The 13,682-nt window shown below is 69.6% G+C and carries 16 protein-coding genes and 1 pseudogene; 9 read left to right on the top strand and 8 right to left on the bottom strand.

Features of this window, described 5'->3' with window-relative positions:
• Positions 1 to 16: 16 nt before the first annotated feature.
• Positions 17 to 1,264, bottom strand: a complete 1,248-nt coding sequence (locus ASG80_RS05435; protein ID WP_056729143.1) for an extracellular solute-binding protein — start codon at positions 1,262 to 1,264, stop codon at positions 17 to 19.
• A 71-nt stretch (positions 1,265 to 1,335) separates the two neighbouring features.
• Complete coding sequence (locus ASG80_RS05440) at positions 1,336 to 2,766, bottom strand: GH1 family beta-glucosidase (RefSeq protein WP_082589780.1); 1,431 nt, start codon at positions 2,764 to 2,766, stop codon at positions 1,336 to 1,338.
• Positions 2,767 to 2,857: 91 nt separating this feature from the next.
• Here ASG80_RS05440 and ASG80_RS05445 point away from each other — a divergent pair, with 91 nt between their 5' ends.
• On the top strand, positions 2,858 to 3,181 hold the full coding sequence (locus tag ASG80_RS05445) for a hypothetical protein (protein ID WP_056729144.1): 324 nt from the start codon (positions 2,858 to 2,860) through the stop codon (positions 3,179 to 3,181).
• A gap of 135 nt (positions 3,182 to 3,316) precedes the next feature.
• Here ASG80_RS05445 and ASG80_RS05450 read toward each other — a convergent pair whose 3' ends face one another.
• Positions 3,317 to 3,895 carry a putative glycolipid-binding domain-containing protein gene (locus ASG80_RS05450; protein ID WP_056729145.1) on the bottom strand — a complete coding sequence of 193 codons (579 nt, stop codon included), beginning with the start codon at positions 3,893 to 3,895 and terminating at the stop codon, positions 3,317 to 3,319.
• A 192-nt stretch (positions 3,896 to 4,087) separates the two neighbouring features.
• Between ASG80_RS05450 and ASG80_RS05455 the strand changes: the two genes are divergently transcribed.
• From ASG80_RS05455 to ASG80_RS05485, 7 genes are all read left to right on the top strand, one after another.
• The gene (locus tag ASG80_RS05455; RefSeq protein WP_056729201.1) at positions 4,088 to 4,465 is read left to right on the top strand and encodes a DUF805 domain-containing protein; all 378 of its coding nucleotides are present in this window, start codon (positions 4,088 to 4,090) and stop codon (positions 4,463 to 4,465) included.
• Between the two features lie 129 nt (positions 4,466 to 4,594).
• Positions 4,595 to 5,170: a GNAT family N-acetyltransferase gene (locus ASG80_RS05460; protein WP_056729146.1), complete on the top strand. Its 576-nt coding sequence runs from the start codon at positions 4,595 to 4,597 to the stop codon at positions 5,168 to 5,170.
• Positions 5,171 to 5,315: 145 nt separating this feature from the next.
• The gene (locus tag ASG80_RS05465; RefSeq protein WP_156401667.1) at positions 5,316 to 5,624 is read left to right on the top strand and encodes a hypothetical protein; all 309 of its coding nucleotides are present in this window, start codon (positions 5,316 to 5,318) and stop codon (positions 5,622 to 5,624) included.
• Positions 5,625 to 5,656: 32 nt separating this feature from the next.
• Positions 5,657 to 8,209, top strand: coding sequence for a hypothetical protein (locus ASG80_RS05470; RefSeq protein ID WP_156401668.1), 2,553 nt, complete (start codon positions 5,657 to 5,659; stop codon positions 8,207 to 8,209).
• 20 nt (positions 8,210 to 8,229) lie between these two features.
• Positions 8,230 to 8,484: a hypothetical protein gene (locus ASG80_RS05475; protein ID WP_056729202.1), complete on the top strand. Its 255-nt coding sequence runs from the start codon at positions 8,230 to 8,232 to the stop codon at positions 8,482 to 8,484.
• 9 nt (positions 8,485 to 8,493) lie between these two features.
• A complete protein-coding gene (locus ASG80_RS05480) occupies positions 8,494 to 8,721 on the top strand; it encodes a hypothetical protein (RefSeq protein WP_056729149.1) in 228 nt (75 codons plus the stop codon).
• A gap of 58 nt (positions 8,722 to 8,779) precedes the next feature.
• Positions 8,780 to 8,995 carry a hypothetical protein gene (locus tag ASG80_RS05485; protein WP_200952502.1) on the top strand — a complete coding sequence of 72 codons (216 nt, stop codon included), beginning with the start codon at positions 8,780 to 8,782 and terminating at the stop codon, positions 8,993 to 8,995.
• A 28-nt stretch (positions 8,996 to 9,023) separates the two neighbouring features.
• On the opposite strand, the gene ASG80_RS05490 is transcribed toward ASG80_RS05485, so the two are convergent.
• The 3 genes and pseudogenes from ASG80_RS05490 to ASG80_RS05500 all read right to left on the bottom strand — a co-directional run bounded on the left by ASG80_RS05490 (position 9,024) and on the right by ASG80_RS05500 (position 11,291).
• Positions 9,024 to 9,713 carry a CocE/NonD family hydrolase gene (locus tag ASG80_RS05490; protein ID WP_056729151.1) on the bottom strand — a complete coding sequence of 230 codons (690 nt, stop codon included), beginning with the start codon at positions 9,711 to 9,713 and terminating at the stop codon, positions 9,024 to 9,026.
• A gap of 11 nt (positions 9,714 to 9,724) precedes the next feature.
• Positions 9,725 to 10,714 (bottom strand): annotated as a pseudogene (locus tag ASG80_RS24870) (CocE/NonD family hydrolase); the annotation flags it as partial.
• Positions 10,715 to 10,754: 40 nt separating this feature from the next.
• Complete coding sequence (locus ASG80_RS05500) at positions 10,755 to 11,291, bottom strand: MarR family winged helix-turn-helix transcriptional regulator (RefSeq protein WP_200952503.1); 537 nt, start codon at positions 11,289 to 11,291, stop codon at positions 10,755 to 10,757.
• Positions 11,292 to 11,545: 254 nt separating this feature from the next.
• Between ASG80_RS05500 and ASG80_RS05505 the strand changes: the two genes are divergently transcribed.
• The gene (locus tag ASG80_RS05505) at positions 11,546 to 12,865 is read left to right on the top strand and encodes an MFS transporter (protein WP_056729153.1); all 1,320 of its coding nucleotides are present in this window, start codon (positions 11,546 to 11,548) and stop codon (positions 12,863 to 12,865) included.
• A gap of 66 nt (positions 12,866 to 12,931) precedes the next feature.
• Here the strand turns inward: ASG80_RS05505 and ASG80_RS05510 are convergent, their stop codons facing one another.
• Together ASG80_RS05510 and ASG80_RS05515 are read right to left on the bottom strand one after the other, a co-directional pair.
• Positions 12,932 to 13,120 carry a hypothetical protein gene (locus ASG80_RS05510; RefSeq protein ID WP_056729154.1) on the bottom strand — a complete coding sequence of 63 codons (189 nt, stop codon included), beginning with the start codon at positions 13,118 to 13,120 and terminating at the stop codon, positions 12,932 to 12,934.
• Between the two features lie 64 nt (positions 13,121 to 13,184).
• Positions 13,185 to 13,679: a GNAT family N-acetyltransferase gene (locus tag ASG80_RS05515; RefSeq protein ID WP_056729155.1), complete on the bottom strand. Its 495-nt coding sequence runs from the start codon at positions 13,677 to 13,679 to the stop codon at positions 13,185 to 13,187.
• Positions 13,680 to 13,682 lie beyond the last annotated feature (3 nt).

Here is a 13,682-nt window from a genome sequence, read left to right on the forward strand (position 1 = left end):
GCGGCGCCCGCTCCGGTCAGTTGATCGAGATGCCCTCGGTCTTGGCGTAGAGGCTGTCGAGTGCCGCGTCGCGGTCCTCACCGTTGAGCACGATCGAGTTGAGCGCGGTCAGCAGTTCTGCTCCGACGCCGCCGTCCCAGTTCGGCACGAGCGGCAGGATGCGGGCATCCGCGAGCTGCTCGGAGTAGACCGCGACGAGCGGGTCGCTCAGGAACTCCTCGTTCTCGAGCGCCTCGACCGCGGTGGGCAGCTCGCCGTTGATGGCGTACCACTCGAGCTGCGTCTCGGGCTCGGAGAGGAACTCGATGAGGTCGAGCGACGCGTCGACCTGCGTCGAGTTGTGCCACACGGCGAGATTCGACCCGGCGAAGAGCGACGTCGCCGACGCCGAGCCCTCGGGCACCGTCGTCACCTGCCACTCGCCCTCGAGCTCAGGAGCGCTGTCGGCGATGGTCTTCGCGAGGTACGGCCCGCTGATGAGCATCGGCGCGACGCCCGAGATGAAGCCCTGCGCCTGGTCGAAGTCGCTGTTCGTCGGCACGCTGCCATCGGCGTACAGCCCCGTGTACAGGTCCACCGCCTCGTTGAACTCGGGGGTGTCGAAGTCGACGTTGCCGTCGCTGTCGATGATGTCGCCGCCGTTCGACCAGGTCATGACGACCGGGAGCGGGCTGTCCCACTGCGGGATGTAGTAGCCGTACTGCCCCTCGCCGCGGGCGGCGAGGGTCTTCGCGTCGGCGCGCAACTGCTCCCAGGTCGTGGGCGGCGCGTCGATGCCGTTCTCGGCGAGAACGTCGGTGCGGGTGAACAGCACGCGGGTGTCGCTCACCCACGGGATGCTCACGATCTCGCCGGCGACGGCCGACGCCTCGCCGCCGATGCCGGCCGCGAAGTTCTCGGCCGCGAGGCCCGGGTGCTCGGCGAGCTGGTCGTCGAGGGCGAGCAGTGCCCCGGCGTCCGCGAAGGTGCGGAGCTTCGAGAGCCCCACCTGCAGCACATCGGGTCCCGATCCGGATGCCACGGCGGTCGTCAGTCGCTCGTCGATGCCGTCCCACGGCACGGCGACGACCTCGACCTCGGTGCCGGATTCCTCGACCCACGGCGCGACGAGTTGTTCGAAGTTCGTGCCGGAGTCGCCCATGATCCAGACGGTGAGCGGGCCGTCGTCGGCGGCCTGGCCGCCGTCTGACGCGCATCCGCTGACGGCCAGCCCGAGGGCCGCGACCGTCGCGGCCGCGAGTGCGGCCTTGGCGTAGCTCTTCATTGAGGTACCTCTTCCTTTGCTCCAGTGTGATGTGCGGGTGGTGCGAGGGCGAGCAGGGGGCTCACCCGGGTTCAGCGCTTCACGCCGATCGGCTCGAGCTGCGACATCCGCTCGCTGATGAGCCGTCGGTACCAGTGGGCGCTGAGCTTCGGGATGCGGCGCTGGGTGGCATAGTCGACGAAGACCATGCCGAACCGCTTGCCGTAGCCCTCGGCCCACTCGAAGTTGTCGAGGAACGACCAGGCGTAGTAGCCGCGGACGTCGGCGCCCTGTTCGACGGCAGTGACCACCGCGTCGAGGTAGCCGCGGAGGTACGAGACCCGGTCGAGGTCCACGACGTCGCCGTCGGGGTCGAGGTAGTCGTGGTAGCTCGCGCCGTTCTCGGTGATGAGGAGCGGCAACGAGGTGAACTCGCGCGAGACGCGCATGAGCACTGCGGTCAGCGACGCCGGGATCACCGACCACCCGAACGACGTGGTCGCGGGCTCGGCGGGCTCCTCGCGCACCCGCAGCGGCCCGGCGTCGTCATCATCGTGCCGGGCGATCACGCGCTGGTAGTGGTTGATGCCCGCGAAGTCGGTGGGGGCCGCGATCACGTCGAGATCGCCGGGACGAATGACGGCGTCGAGCCCGTCGGCGCCGAGCAGGCGACGCACCTGCTCGGAGTAGTCGCCGAGGTACACGGGGTCGAGGAAGACCCGGTTGCTGGCGGCATCCAGCCGCTCGGCGGCGGCGAGGTCGTCGAGCGAGTCGGTGCGCGGGCGGATGTCGGTCACGATGTTCGCGATGCCGACGCGGGCGCCAGGCAGTTCGGCGCGGATCACTGCGACCGCGAGGCCGTGCGCGAGGTTGAGGTGGTGCGCGGCCGCGATCGCCGCCCCCCAGTCGCGACGCCCCGGGGCGTGGGCGCCGGTGTGGTACCCGAGGAACGCCGAGCACCACGGCTCGTTCAGCGTGATCCAGTCTTCGGCGAGGTCGCCGAGGGCACCGACCGTGCGGGCCGCGTAGTCCGCGAACCGCTCGGCCGTCACCCGCACCGGCCAACCGCCGGCGTCCTCGAGCGGCTGCGGCAGGTCCCAGTGGTAGAGCGTGACGAGCGGCCGGATGCCGCGCTCGCGCATCCCCTCGAGCAGGGCCCGGTAGAACACCACGGCCTCGGGGTTGAGCTCACCTTGGCCGCTCGGCTGCAGCCGCGACCACGACACCGAGAGCCGATACTCGCGGATGCCGAGGTCCACCATGAGGTCGAGGTCGTCACGCCACCGGTGATAGTGGTCGCACGCCACGTCGCCATGGTCGCCGTTCGCGGTCAAGCCGGGAGTGTGAGCGAATGAGTCCCAGATGCTCGGACCGCGGCCCTCCTCGCGTGCTGCACCCTCGATCTGGTACGCCGCCGTTGAGACGCCGAGCCGGAAGTCGCTCGGGAGGAGGACGAGGCGATCGGCGCTGATCGACGGCTGCGCATGGAGGCGGGTCTGCTGGCGCGGTGAGGGGTTCGGCATTGAACACTCCGGAGTCGGGGGGTTATTTCACGCTTTAGTCTAATGCGTTACCCAACTCTGTCAAGCCTGCGCCGAGAGTACGATCCTCGTCATGCCGACCGCCGTGCCCACCACGCCGCAACCCGATGACGCGATCACGCTCTGCTGCCTGCTCTGGGCGCATCCAGGCCAGGAGTCCGCGCTCGTCGCGTATGAGGATCAGGTGCTGGCGTTCGTTCCCGAGCATCGCGGCGAGGTGCTCGAACGCGTGCGAGGAGACGGCAGCATGGGGCATCCGCTCGAGGTGCAGGTCTACCGGTTCGCCGACCAGTCCGCACTCGACGCCTACATCGCCGACCCGCGACGCATCGCGCTTGCTGACGAGCGCGACCGCGTGATCGCGCGAACCGACCTCTTCGCCGTCGACCGCGCGTAGCATCTGGTCACGGTCACCTTCGAGCCCGACGGCGACGCGACCGTCGTGCAGGTGCACCGAGTCGAGCTGGTGCGTGTGCTCCGACCGCCAGGTGAACTCGAGCGCACGCGGCCGGTCGATCACCCGATAGTGCCGTCAGGCACGGTCGGGCGCGACTCGCTCGAACAGGTGCTCGTAGCGAAGCACCAGCCCGTCGTCGTCGACCTCGAGGTCGGCCTCGAAGCCGGCGGCGACACCGAGGTCGACATAGCGCACGCGATTCGGCCCCACCCGGTCGTACCGCTGCCGCGAGCGCTCCACCGTCATTGCGACGCCGTCGACGAAGCATGTGTCGAGCGTGAGGCCGGCGCCCGCCGTCGTCGGCGTCCGCCGAATCGGGAACGTGTTGCAGAACGGGGTGACCGAGAGGTCGGGTTCGTCCGCGCCGTCGAGGTCGGGGCGGGGCTCGCCGTTGACGAGCCATCCGTCGCCCGACCGCTCAAGCACGAGCCGGCGATGCCCGCCCGAATCCCATCGCTCGACGTCGAGCGACTCCGCTCGCCAGTCGGGCGTAAGCCGCCACCGGTGGTCGAGGCGGAACCCGCCGCCCTCGAGGCACAGCACCGTGGACGCTGCCCAGAGACCGTCGGGCACCACGGTCAGTTCGAGTCGTTCGAGTCCCGGCACGTCCGTGCGACGCCAGAACAGGATGGTCGGCCGGCCCGATGTCTGCATCCGTCGTCCCCTCTCATGCGTTCCCGAGAACCCTGCGGCGCGGGTACCTCGATCGGCGCAGGGGTGGAAGCGCACAGGTCGACTGTAACCAGATCCGCCTCGATCCGACCGACGGCATCCGCCCTCGCGCCGCGCGCGATCGCGCGGCGAACCCCTATGGTTGAGGCGTATCCGATCGGGAGGATCGAGCTCATGTCGTTCGGCGAGTCCATCAGCACCGTCCTGCGCAAGTACGCCGAGTTCACCGGCACCGCTGGACGCGCCGAGTTCTGGTGGTGGGCGCTCTTCAACGCGCTCGTCCTCAGTGCGCTCAATCTCTTCAACGTGTTCCGGATCGGGGAGAACGCCTACCTCGGCTCGCTCCTCGCGGGCATCTGGTACCTCGCGGTGCTGCTGCCGAACCTCGCCGTGGCCGTGCGACGACTGCGCGATGCGCGAAACCATTGGGGCAACCTGTTCTGGATCCTCCTTCCGGTCGCGGGCATCATCGTGCTCATCGTGCTCTGGGCGCAGCCCACGAAGGTCGGTGAGCCCGCGACTTCGTCCGCGATCGACACTCCGACTGCATAGGCGCTGCGCTGAGCCCGCCAGGGCGCTCGCTCACGCGAGGATCGCGTCCACCACGATCGCCCACACACCCGTTGCGAGCGACGACCGCAAGCCGTTGCCGGTGTCGGAGGCCGATGGCATGGTGGCGATATGGCGATCGAGGTGCGACCGGCATCCGTCTATGAAGACGTGAAGGCGGTGGTCGGGCCCAAGCGGCCCGACGCCAACGTGTGCTTCTGCCTGAGCTACCGACTCATGTCCTCGAAGGAGAACATCGCCCTGAAGGGCCCTGCGCGCGGCGAACGCGTGCAGCAGCTGTGCCGCGAGGATCCGCCGCCGGGAGTGCTCGCGTACGACGGCGACGAGGTCGTGGGCTGGGCCGCGGTGCACCCGCGCGCCGACACGAGCTTCGCGCACAACCGCAGGATCCTGCACGTCGACGACCTCGACGTGTGGTCGGTGTGGTGCATCCGGGTGCGGCCGGGGCATCGCGGAGAGGGCATCTCGCACCACCTGCTGGCGGGGGCCGTCGAGCTCGCCCGCGACCACGGCGCACCGGCGATCGAGGGCTATCCGCTCGACAACAAGGGCGCGAAGATCGACCTCACGATGGCCTACGCCGGCACCCGCAGCCTCTTCGAGCAGGCCGGGTTCACGAAGGCGGCCGACACCGATTCGGTGCTCAACGGCTTCCCGCGCGTGCTCATGCGGCTCGACCTGCGCTGACCGAGCCGTCGACGCCTCGCAGGCCGTCCCGCGCGGTCCAGGCCTCTGGTGGCGCATCCCCGACAGGAGTAACCTGAGCGCCGTCCGGCTCGAAGAGGGCCGGCACAGCACGCAAGGGGATCGGCGCAGCCGGGGGGTGGTGGCCGTGACACGCTTGCCGAAGAACACGCCCGTGCCCGACGCCGACGAGCCGGGGCCCGGAGGCCGTGCGGCCGATCGACTGAGCGAGTTCGAACGCGCACGCGGACTGACCGACGACGAGCAGGCTTCGGACGTCGAACGCGCCGACGGCGAGCAGGTGCCGGGTGACGGCACCATCGAAGACGAATCCACGGGCGTCGCCACCGGCGACGCCGACGACTCCGCCGAGGAATCCACGGAGCCGACCGCCGGCGACGAGCCGGCACCCGACCGGAACGACCGCCCCGACGAGGGCGAGGTCGCGCCGGTCTGAACTCACAGTTCGCGCAATCAGGGGGATTTCCGATGCGCTCAGCGATTGATGAAACGGATCTCGGCGGGGACGTCGGCCGCGGACCTGGCGTCGAAGGTGCCGAACGCGTTCCGCCGCCGGGCCCACCGGCCGGCAAGGTCTGGGAACGCCTGCACCTGTTCGAGCAGGAGCGCGGGCTCGTGGACCACGATGGCGATGAGATCGCACGTCCTGAGAGCCTCCTCGAGGCGGTGCGAGCGCTCGACACCGACCCGATGCAGGTTCGCTCGGACCGTACCGTCGACTTCGCCGAAGCGCTCCAGGCACCGCCGGAGGCCGCAGGCGAGCCGCCGACCCCGGGCCTGCCGTCGTGGCATCCGCTCGGTCCCTCCGTCATGCGGAACGGCCAGACCTATGGCTCCGGCACCGGCTCCCGAGTGGATGTCTCGGGGCGCGTGTCGGCGATCGCGGTCGATCCGGCCGACTCGGCGCACCTGCTCGTCGGGGCGGCCGGCGGCGGCGTCTGGGAGAGCCACGACGCCGGCGCATCGTGGGCTCCGCGCGGCGACCACCTGGCGACCCTCACCGTCGGCGCGCTCGCCTTCGACGCCGCAGCACCCGGCACCGTGTACCTCGGGACCGGCGAGGGCGACTTCTACGCCGGACTCGGCCAGGGCGTCTTCCGTTCGACCGATGGCGGGACGAACTGGGCGCTTGCCGCCGGTGCCCCGTTCGTCGGCGTCGGCTTCTACGGCCTCGTCGTCGACCCATCGGATCACAGCACCCTGTACGCCGCGACGACGACCGGGGTCTACGTCACGTCCGATGACGGGACGACGTGGACGCAGCGGCGGTCGGGCAAGGCGTGGAGCGTCTCGGTGCATCCCGCCGGCGGCGACACCGAAGTCCTCGCGACGACGGCCGCCGGCCTCGCGCGATCGACCAACCGCGGCGTCACCTGGGCGGCAGTGAATCTCAGCGGGGTGCCGACTCCGCCGAACTACGCGCGGCTCGCCGTGAGCCATGCGCCGTCGAAGGGCGCCGTGGCGTGGGTCTGGGGCGCGTCCGACCCGCCCATGCCCATCGGGACCCAGACCCAGCTGACGCCTCGCCTGTGGCGCCGAGCCACTGCGAACGGCGCGTTCGCCGCCGTCACGACCATTCCGGCGGTCCGCACCGGTCAGGCGTGGTACGACTGGCACGTCCACGGCGATCCGACCTCGGACCGGGCGGTCTACGTCGGCGAGATCAACCTGTTCCACGTGGAGCGCCAGGGGAACACCTCGGTCTGGACGAACCTGTCGAGCAAGACCAACGGCGACAGCATCCATCCCGACCAGCACTGCCTCGCGTTCGACCCGAACGACGGGAACATCGTCTACGCGGGATGCGACGGCGGCGTCTACCGCTCGCCGGATCAGGGAGTGAACTGGGAGGATCTCAACGACGGCCTCGCGATCACCGAGGTCGAGTACCTCGCCCAGGACGTCGGCTCGGCGAGCTGGCTGCTCGGCGGCACGCAGGACAACGGGAGCATCCGCTACGTCGGCGACCCGGAGTGGGATCACGTCGCCGACGGTGACGGCGGGGACTGCGGAGCGAGCACGACCGACTCGAACCGGGTCTACCACTCCTTCTTCCGCATGGGCCTCGAGCGCTCGACCGACAAGGGCACGACGTGGACCTGGGTGCCGACCGCCAGTCGCGATCCTTCGGTCTACGGGCAGCTCTTCTACCCGCCGCTCGAGGCGAACGGGCTCACCGTGGCGCAGGGCGGCGAGAGCGTCTTCCTCTCCAGGGACGGCGGAGTCTCCTTCACGGAGGTGGGCCTGCCGGGGCGCCCGGTGGCGTCGGCCATGCACATGCCCTCACCCGATGTCGTCTACGTGGGCACGACGAACGGGCGGCTCTTCCGCCTCTCGTGGACGGGCACGGCGTGGGCCGCGCCCACTCCGCTCACCTCACCCCGGACGGCATGGATCAGCGATATCTGGGTGGACCCAGCGGCAACGAACCGCATCTGGCTGACGTATTCTCAACTCGGCGGCGGCCGTGTGTTCAGCTCGCAGGACTCGGCGGCGACGTGGACCGACCGCTCGGCGGGCCTGCCGGCGCTGCCGATCAACGCGGTGGCGGTGCATCCGGCCGATGCGAACCGGGTCTGGGTGGCCGCAGACAAGGGCGTCTTCCAGTCGTTCGACGCCGGAGCGACGTGGTCGAGCATGTCGTCGGGGTTGCCGAACTGCATCATCGCAGACCTGCTCTATCATCCCGACGCCCACGTCTTGCGTGCCGGAACGCGCAACCGCGGAATCTGGGAGTACGAGGTCGAGCGCATCACGGATCCGATCTGCGGTGTGCAGTTCACCGGTCGGCTGGATTCCGGCGAGACGCGCCGGTGGTTCACCTTCCGGTGGCCCGCGACGTGGCACGTGCTGTGGACGGTGATGCCGACGACGGTCGCGCTCGGAGCACCAGAGATCTGGTTCGACGTGCAGATCGAGCGTGCCGACGCGCGGTACGTGACCTACTGGATCACCGTACGAAACCTGACGGCCACGCCCGTCGCCTTCGAGGGTCGCTACGCGATCCTCAGCTACCGCTGATCGTTGAGGAGATGGTCGCCATGTACACGGGAACCCAATGGACCGGGACTCTCGGCCCCAACCAGACCAAGAAGTGGTTCACCTTCAACTGGCCCGCGGATCGGCAAATCGTCTGGTACGTCGTGCCGACGACGCCCCAGAACGGGGCCCCGGAACTCGACTGGGACACCGAGGTGGAGCGCGCCTCCGCGACCCAGTGCACCTACTGGATCACGGTCAAGAACCTGACGAACGCGACGGTCGACTTCGAGGGCCGATACGCCGTCCTGAACTGAGGAGCCGACATGCACATCACGATCGAGATCGACGACGGCGAGGAGCGGTCGCGCGTCACCCTCTCGGGCACGCCGGCGGCACCGGCGGCGTCACCGCCTGCCTCCGACATGGGCGCGCCACTCGACGCAGGACCGGCGCCGGACGTCTTCGCGGCCGGGTCCCAAGTGCCGCCGGGAGTGACCGACCTATCGGGCGACTCATCAGCCTCAGCCGGCGCGGCTCCCGACCTCTCATGAGCGGCGCAGTCTCGCCACGAACACGCGAAGATCGGAAGGGATCGGACAGATGGGTCGGATGATCATTGAGTACATTCTGGGCGCGGTGTTCGTGGTCCTCGCGATCCTGACCCTCGTGAATCCCGAGTGGATCGAGGCGATCTTCAAGGTCGACCCTGACCGCGGCAGCGGCGCACTCGAGTGGTTCATCGTCGCGATCTTCGGTGTGCTTGCCGTGGTCGCCGCCGCGTTGGGCACGAAGGACGCGATCGCCATGCGGCGGAGAGCTGCGTGAACCGCGGCGCCGGCGAACGGTTTCGGCGTCAGTTCGGACCCCATACGGGGAGCCGCACCGACGAGGCGCGTACCGGCTCGTGCAGCACCTCCTGGTGCGCGAGCGCCAGTTCGGTCTCGCTGCCGGAGAGTCCGCCCATGCCCGGGTTCCGTGCGTAGCGTGGGTGCGCGCCGGAACTCACCTGTACACGCACTCGATTGCCGGAGGCGAACCGATGCGCGGTCGGCCAGAGGGGCACCTCGATCGGCCACGCGCCATCCGTGGTCCGCTCCGGATCGGTGTGAGCCGTGGCGGGCGACCCGACGCGGCGGATGCCGTCGGTCACGCTGAGCGAGCGCCCGTCGGGATGCACCTCGGTGAGGCGCACGAACACGTCGACGCTCGGCCGGTCGCTGCGCAGCCAGATCGTGGCGACCGGCGTTCCGGTGACGTCGAGGTCGGCGGCGAGCGGGTCGCCGGTGAACGTGACGACATCGCTCCGGAGCTCGTGCTCCCGGTCGTCGACCGGGCCGCTCGCGCCACGAACGGTCGGCCCGCCCGTGGCCGGCGTCGGGTCGCCCGGGTCGTATGCGTATCGGGTCGGCTCGGACGAGGCATCCGGTGCCTGGGCGGCGATGCCGCCTCCCGGCTGGAGGAACCAGTCGACGTCGGAGACCGGCCCCGGCGGCCAGGTCTCGGCGTCGTGCCATTCCTCCGCACCGGTGAGGAAGAAGCGCACCGGCGCCTTCCTGGTGCTCGGGATGCGCGGAAGTGCTCGTCGAAGAAATCGATGGTCTCCTCGAGGTTCGCGACCGTACTCTCGGTCGACTCGTGGGACCAGGGGCCGATCGTGAGCCGCGGCGCGCGCCCCTGCGCTGCGAGGGCTTCGTACATGCCGATCTGCCACGGCAGGAAGATGTCGTACCAGCCCGTCGTCATGATCATCGGCACGGTCATCTGCGCGACGGCGGCGGTGTGCGACTGCTGCACCCAATACGGATCGCGGAGGTCCTCGCGCGACACCCAGTCCTGGTACCACGGGATCGGTTCACCCACGGCGGTGCGGTCGCCTTCCGACAGCGGCACCGTGTCGAGCGCCCGCTGCAGCTTGCGGTCGGGGCCGATCATCGTGAGCATGCCCGTGGGGGACTCGATGACGGTCATCATGCGACTCCACGTGAGGGAGTTCCGCAGTGAGAGCGCGCCGTGGTCCCACGTGATCGCGCCGAAGTCGGGCGTGGTCACCGCCAGCGACATCGCCTCGGCGGCGTTCTCGGGTTCGCCCGCCGAGAGAGCGCCCGCGCCGGCCGCCCATTGCGTGTAGCCGAGATAGCTTCCGCCGACGGTGGCGAGCCGGCCGGTGAACCACGGCTGGGCGCGAACCCAGCGCATCGTGTCGAGTCCGTCGGATGCCTCGTGGACCTGTGGAACGAACGTCCCGCCCGAGCCGAAGGTGCCGCGCACGCTCTGCAGCAGCACGGGGAACCCTCGGCTGGCCAGAGGCAGCGGCATCCGCGCCCGGAACATCGCGCTGCGGCCGTAGGGAGTGCGGATGACGATCGTCGGAGTTCCTGGCTCGATCCGATCGGGCATGAGCAGGTCCCCGACGAGGATCGTGCCGTCCCTCATCGGCGTCTCGACGCGCGTGATCTCGATGTGCCGGTCTCCGGGCTCGAAGCCCTTCAAGGTGCGGCGCATCAGCACGGCGCCGATCCGGTCGGAAAGGGTGCGTCGTGACATCCATTGCTCCTTGACGTGTCGCTGGGTGGTGTGCTGCCCTTCACGACCGCGGCCTCGAGCCGCGGCCCGACCGGGAGATCGCCTGCGCCTCGTCACGGAGCCGCTCCAGTGCCGGCAGGGCTGCGGCGAGCGCGACTCGATCGTCGTCGGGCAGTGCTGCGATCGCCTCGGCGAGGATGTTCGCGCTCGCCTGGTCGAAGCGCTGCAGGATGCTCACCGCCCGGGCCGAAGCCCGCACCTCCACGCGACGCCGATCGTCGCGATCCGTGTCGCGGGTGATGAGCCCCGCGGCCTCCATCGTCCGAAGCAGATTGCTGACCGTGGTACGGCTGAGGGAGAGTTCCTCGGCGATCTCGGCCGGGCTCCGCGTCGTTCCGACTGGGAGCGCCCGGAGCACCTCGATCTGCGTGTCGGGGATGTCGGGCAGGTGCTCGGCGGTGCGCGCGGCACGCAGCAGGCCTCGGCGCAGCGGCGGGACGAGTCCGCTGAGTCGTGCGACGTCGACCTCGTCGGGGAGGCCGGCGCGCTCCAGGCTCGGCACGGTCGCGGGACCGCCGACTCCGGCACCGATCTGCACACCGCCTCCTCGCTCGTGGAATGATTTTGCAACAAACACATCCCCCGCGTCAATGGCGCGGCGTCGCCGCTCGTCGCAGCGCGGGTGCCATTCGTCGCAGGGGACTTCCGCCGGCGCCTGCGCATGCGCTATGTTCGATTACCTGACTGAACGATCGGTCGGGAAACCCAAGTGCACCACCCTCGCGCTCCCCCCGCACCATCCGTGCACGCACGAAACGCCCGAACAACCACGCCCAGAACAACGGAGTTCGCATGACGTCAACAATCCCCGAAACGCAGGCCACCGGGCGGATGCCCGCGGAGGAGCGCAAGGTCCTCGCCGGCACGCTCGTCGGCACCTCGATCGAGTGGTACGACTTCTTCATCTACGCGCAGGCCGCGGGCCTCGTGCTCGCACCGCTCTTCCTCGCGCCCGTCGCCGAGGCGAGCCCCGGGCTCGCGCAGGTGCTCGCCTTCGCGACGATCGGCATCTCGTTCCTCTTCCGCCCGCTCGGCGCGATCGTGGCCGGCTACCTCGGCGACCGGATGGGCCGCAAGAAGATGCTCGTCTTCACGCTGATCCTGATGGGCCTGTCGACCGCCCTCATCGGCCTGCTCCCGACGTATGCCGCGATCGGCATCGCCGCCCCGATCCTGCTGATCCTGCTCCGCATCCTGCAGGGGTTCTCGGCCGGTGGCGAGTGGGGTGGCGCGGCGCTCATGGCCGTCGAGCACGCGCCGACCGCGCGCCGTGGCTTCTTCGGCGCCTTCCCGCAGATCGGCGTGCCCGTCGGCATGATCCTCGCGACGTCGACGCTGTTCGTGATCACGTCACTGCTCACGCCCGACCAGTTCCTGGCGTGGGGCTGGCGCATCCCGTTCCTGCTGTCCATCGTGCTGATCGGCGTCGGCTACGTCATCCGCCGCGCGGTCGAGGAGAGCCCGATCTTCCAGGACCTGCAGCGCCGCAAGAAGGAGTCGGCAGCGCCGCTCCGCCAGCTCTTCCGTCACAACACGAAGTCGGTCATCCTCACCGCCGTCATCTTTATCGGCAACAACGCGGCCGGATACCTCCTCATCGCGTTCTTCGCCACGTACGCCGTGACGGTGCTCGGCATGGACCGTCCGACGGTGCTGCTCGCCACGACGCTCGCGTCGTTCGGCTGGCTCGTCTTCACGCTCTGGGGCGGCCGCGTCTCTGACCGGCTCGGACGCGTGCGCACCTTCCAGATCGGCTACGCGTTCCTCGCGCTGTGGGCCGTGCCGATGTGGTTCCTCATCGACACGGGGAACATCGTCTGGTACTTCGTGGCCCTGTTCGTCATGACGTTCGGCCTCGGCCTGTCATACGGCCCGCAGGCGTCGCTCTACGCCGAGATGTTCCCGGCGAACGTGCGGTACTCGGGTGTCTCGATCGGCTACGCGCTCGGCGCGATCCTCGGCGGCGCGTTCGCCCCGATGATCGCCGAGGCCCTCATGGGCTCCACCGGCCAGTCGTGGACGATCGGCGTCTACATCGCCGTCGCCGCGCTCATCTCGCTCGCCGGGGTCTCGCTGGTCAAGGAGACGAAGGGCGTCGACCTGCACGCGTAGGCGTCGCGTCGCTTCGCGACGAGAAGGGCGAGCGGATGCGGCATCCGCTCGCCCTTCGCTGTCGTCTCACACTGTCGCGTCGCGCTCGATCCCGTCGTGCATCGCGGTGAGGGTGGCACGCATCATCGGCGCAAGCGTCGAATCGGCGAACGCCTCGACGAAGGGACTGAGGGCGCCGAGCGTCGGAAGCAGCGAGTACGTCCAGGTCACTCGTGTGCCGTCCGCTTCCGCGTGATACCTGAACTCGACGACCACGTGACCACGCCGCAAGAACTCGTTGAGGACTTCGTGGTCATCCTTCGAGGCTGAGCTCGTCGCCTCAGCGTCGGGGCGGGGCCGCGAGGCGGTAGCCGACCGAGCCGTCTCGGTTCCACTCGATGCGGAACCCCGCCTTCTCGAGCACCCGCTGCGACGCGACGTTGTCGTCGGAGGTGTCCGCGATGACGGCGGTGGCTCCTCGCGCGAACGCCAGTCGCACGGCTGCCTCGAGCGCTTCGGTCGCATACCCGCTGCCCCGCGCGGCCGACACGAGCCCGTAGCCGACCTCGGCCACCCCGTCGGGATCGGGCGCCCCGAAGAAGCCGATGCCGCCGACCGCCAGGCCGTCGGCGCGACGGCGGATCATGTAGAGCCGGAAGTCCGGGTCGAGCGCTTCGGCATCGGCGGTCACCAGGCCGCGCAGCACGTCCAGCTCATCGACGAGCGGATACTCATGGTGCCAGTCGTCACCCTCATCCGGCTCGCGCGCAATGATCCGCGCGGCTTCGGCCGGAGTGATCGGGTGCACGATGAGCCGTTCGGTGGTGAGATCCATCGC

It is taken from the genome of Agromyces sp. Soil535 (assembly GCF_001428255.1).
Classification (GTDB): Bacteria; Actinomycetota; Actinomycetes; order Actinomycetales; family Microbacteriaceae; genus Agromyces.

Bases quoted from the DNA above. Each gene is read 5' to 3' on its own strand.
- ASG80_RS05485 (WP_200952502.1), top strand. From the start codon at position 8,780: ATGATCATTGAGTACATTCTGGGCGCGGTGTTCGTGGTCCTCGCGATC.
- ASG80_RS05450 (WP_056729145.1), bottom strand. From the start codon at position 3,895: ATGCAGACATCGGGCCGGCCGACCATCCTGTTCTGGCGTCGCACGGAC.
- ASG80_RS05435 (WP_056729143.1), bottom strand. From the start codon at position 1,264: ATGAAGAGCTACGCCAAGGCCGCACTCGCGGCCGCGACGGTCGCGGCC.
- ASG80_RS05455 (WP_056729201.1), top strand. From the start codon at position 4,088: ATGTCGTTCGGCGAGTCCATCAGCACCGTCCTGCGCAAGTACGCCGAG.
- ASG80_RS05460 (WP_056729146.1), top strand. From the start codon at position 4,595: ATGGCGATCGAGGTGCGACCGGCATCCGTCTATGAAGACGTGAAGGCG.
- ASG80_RS05470 (WP_156401668.1), top strand. From the start codon at position 5,657: ATGCGCTCAGCGATTGATGAAACGGATCTCGGCGGGGACGTCGGCCGC.
- ASG80_RS05505 (WP_056729153.1), top strand. From the start codon at position 11,546: ATGACGTCAACAATCCCCGAAACGCAGGCCACCGGGCGGATGCCCGCG.
- ASG80_RS05445 (WP_056729144.1), top strand. From the start codon at position 2,858: ATGCCGACCGCCGTGCCCACCACGCCGCAACCCGATGACGCGATCACG.
- ASG80_RS05440 (WP_082589780.1), bottom strand. From the start codon at position 2,766: ATGCCGAACCCCTCACCGCGCCAGCAGACCCGCCTCCATGCGCAGCCG.
- ASG80_RS05515 (WP_056729155.1), bottom strand. From the start codon at position 13,679: ATGGATCTCACCACCGAACGGCTCATCGTGCACCCGATCACTCCGGCC.
- ASG80_RS05480 (WP_056729149.1), top strand. From the start codon at position 8,494: ATGCACATCACGATCGAGATCGACGACGGCGAGGAGCGGTCGCGCGTC.
- ASG80_RS05475 (WP_056729202.1), top strand. From the start codon at position 8,230: ATGTACACGGGAACCCAATGGACCGGGACTCTCGGCCCCAACCAGACC.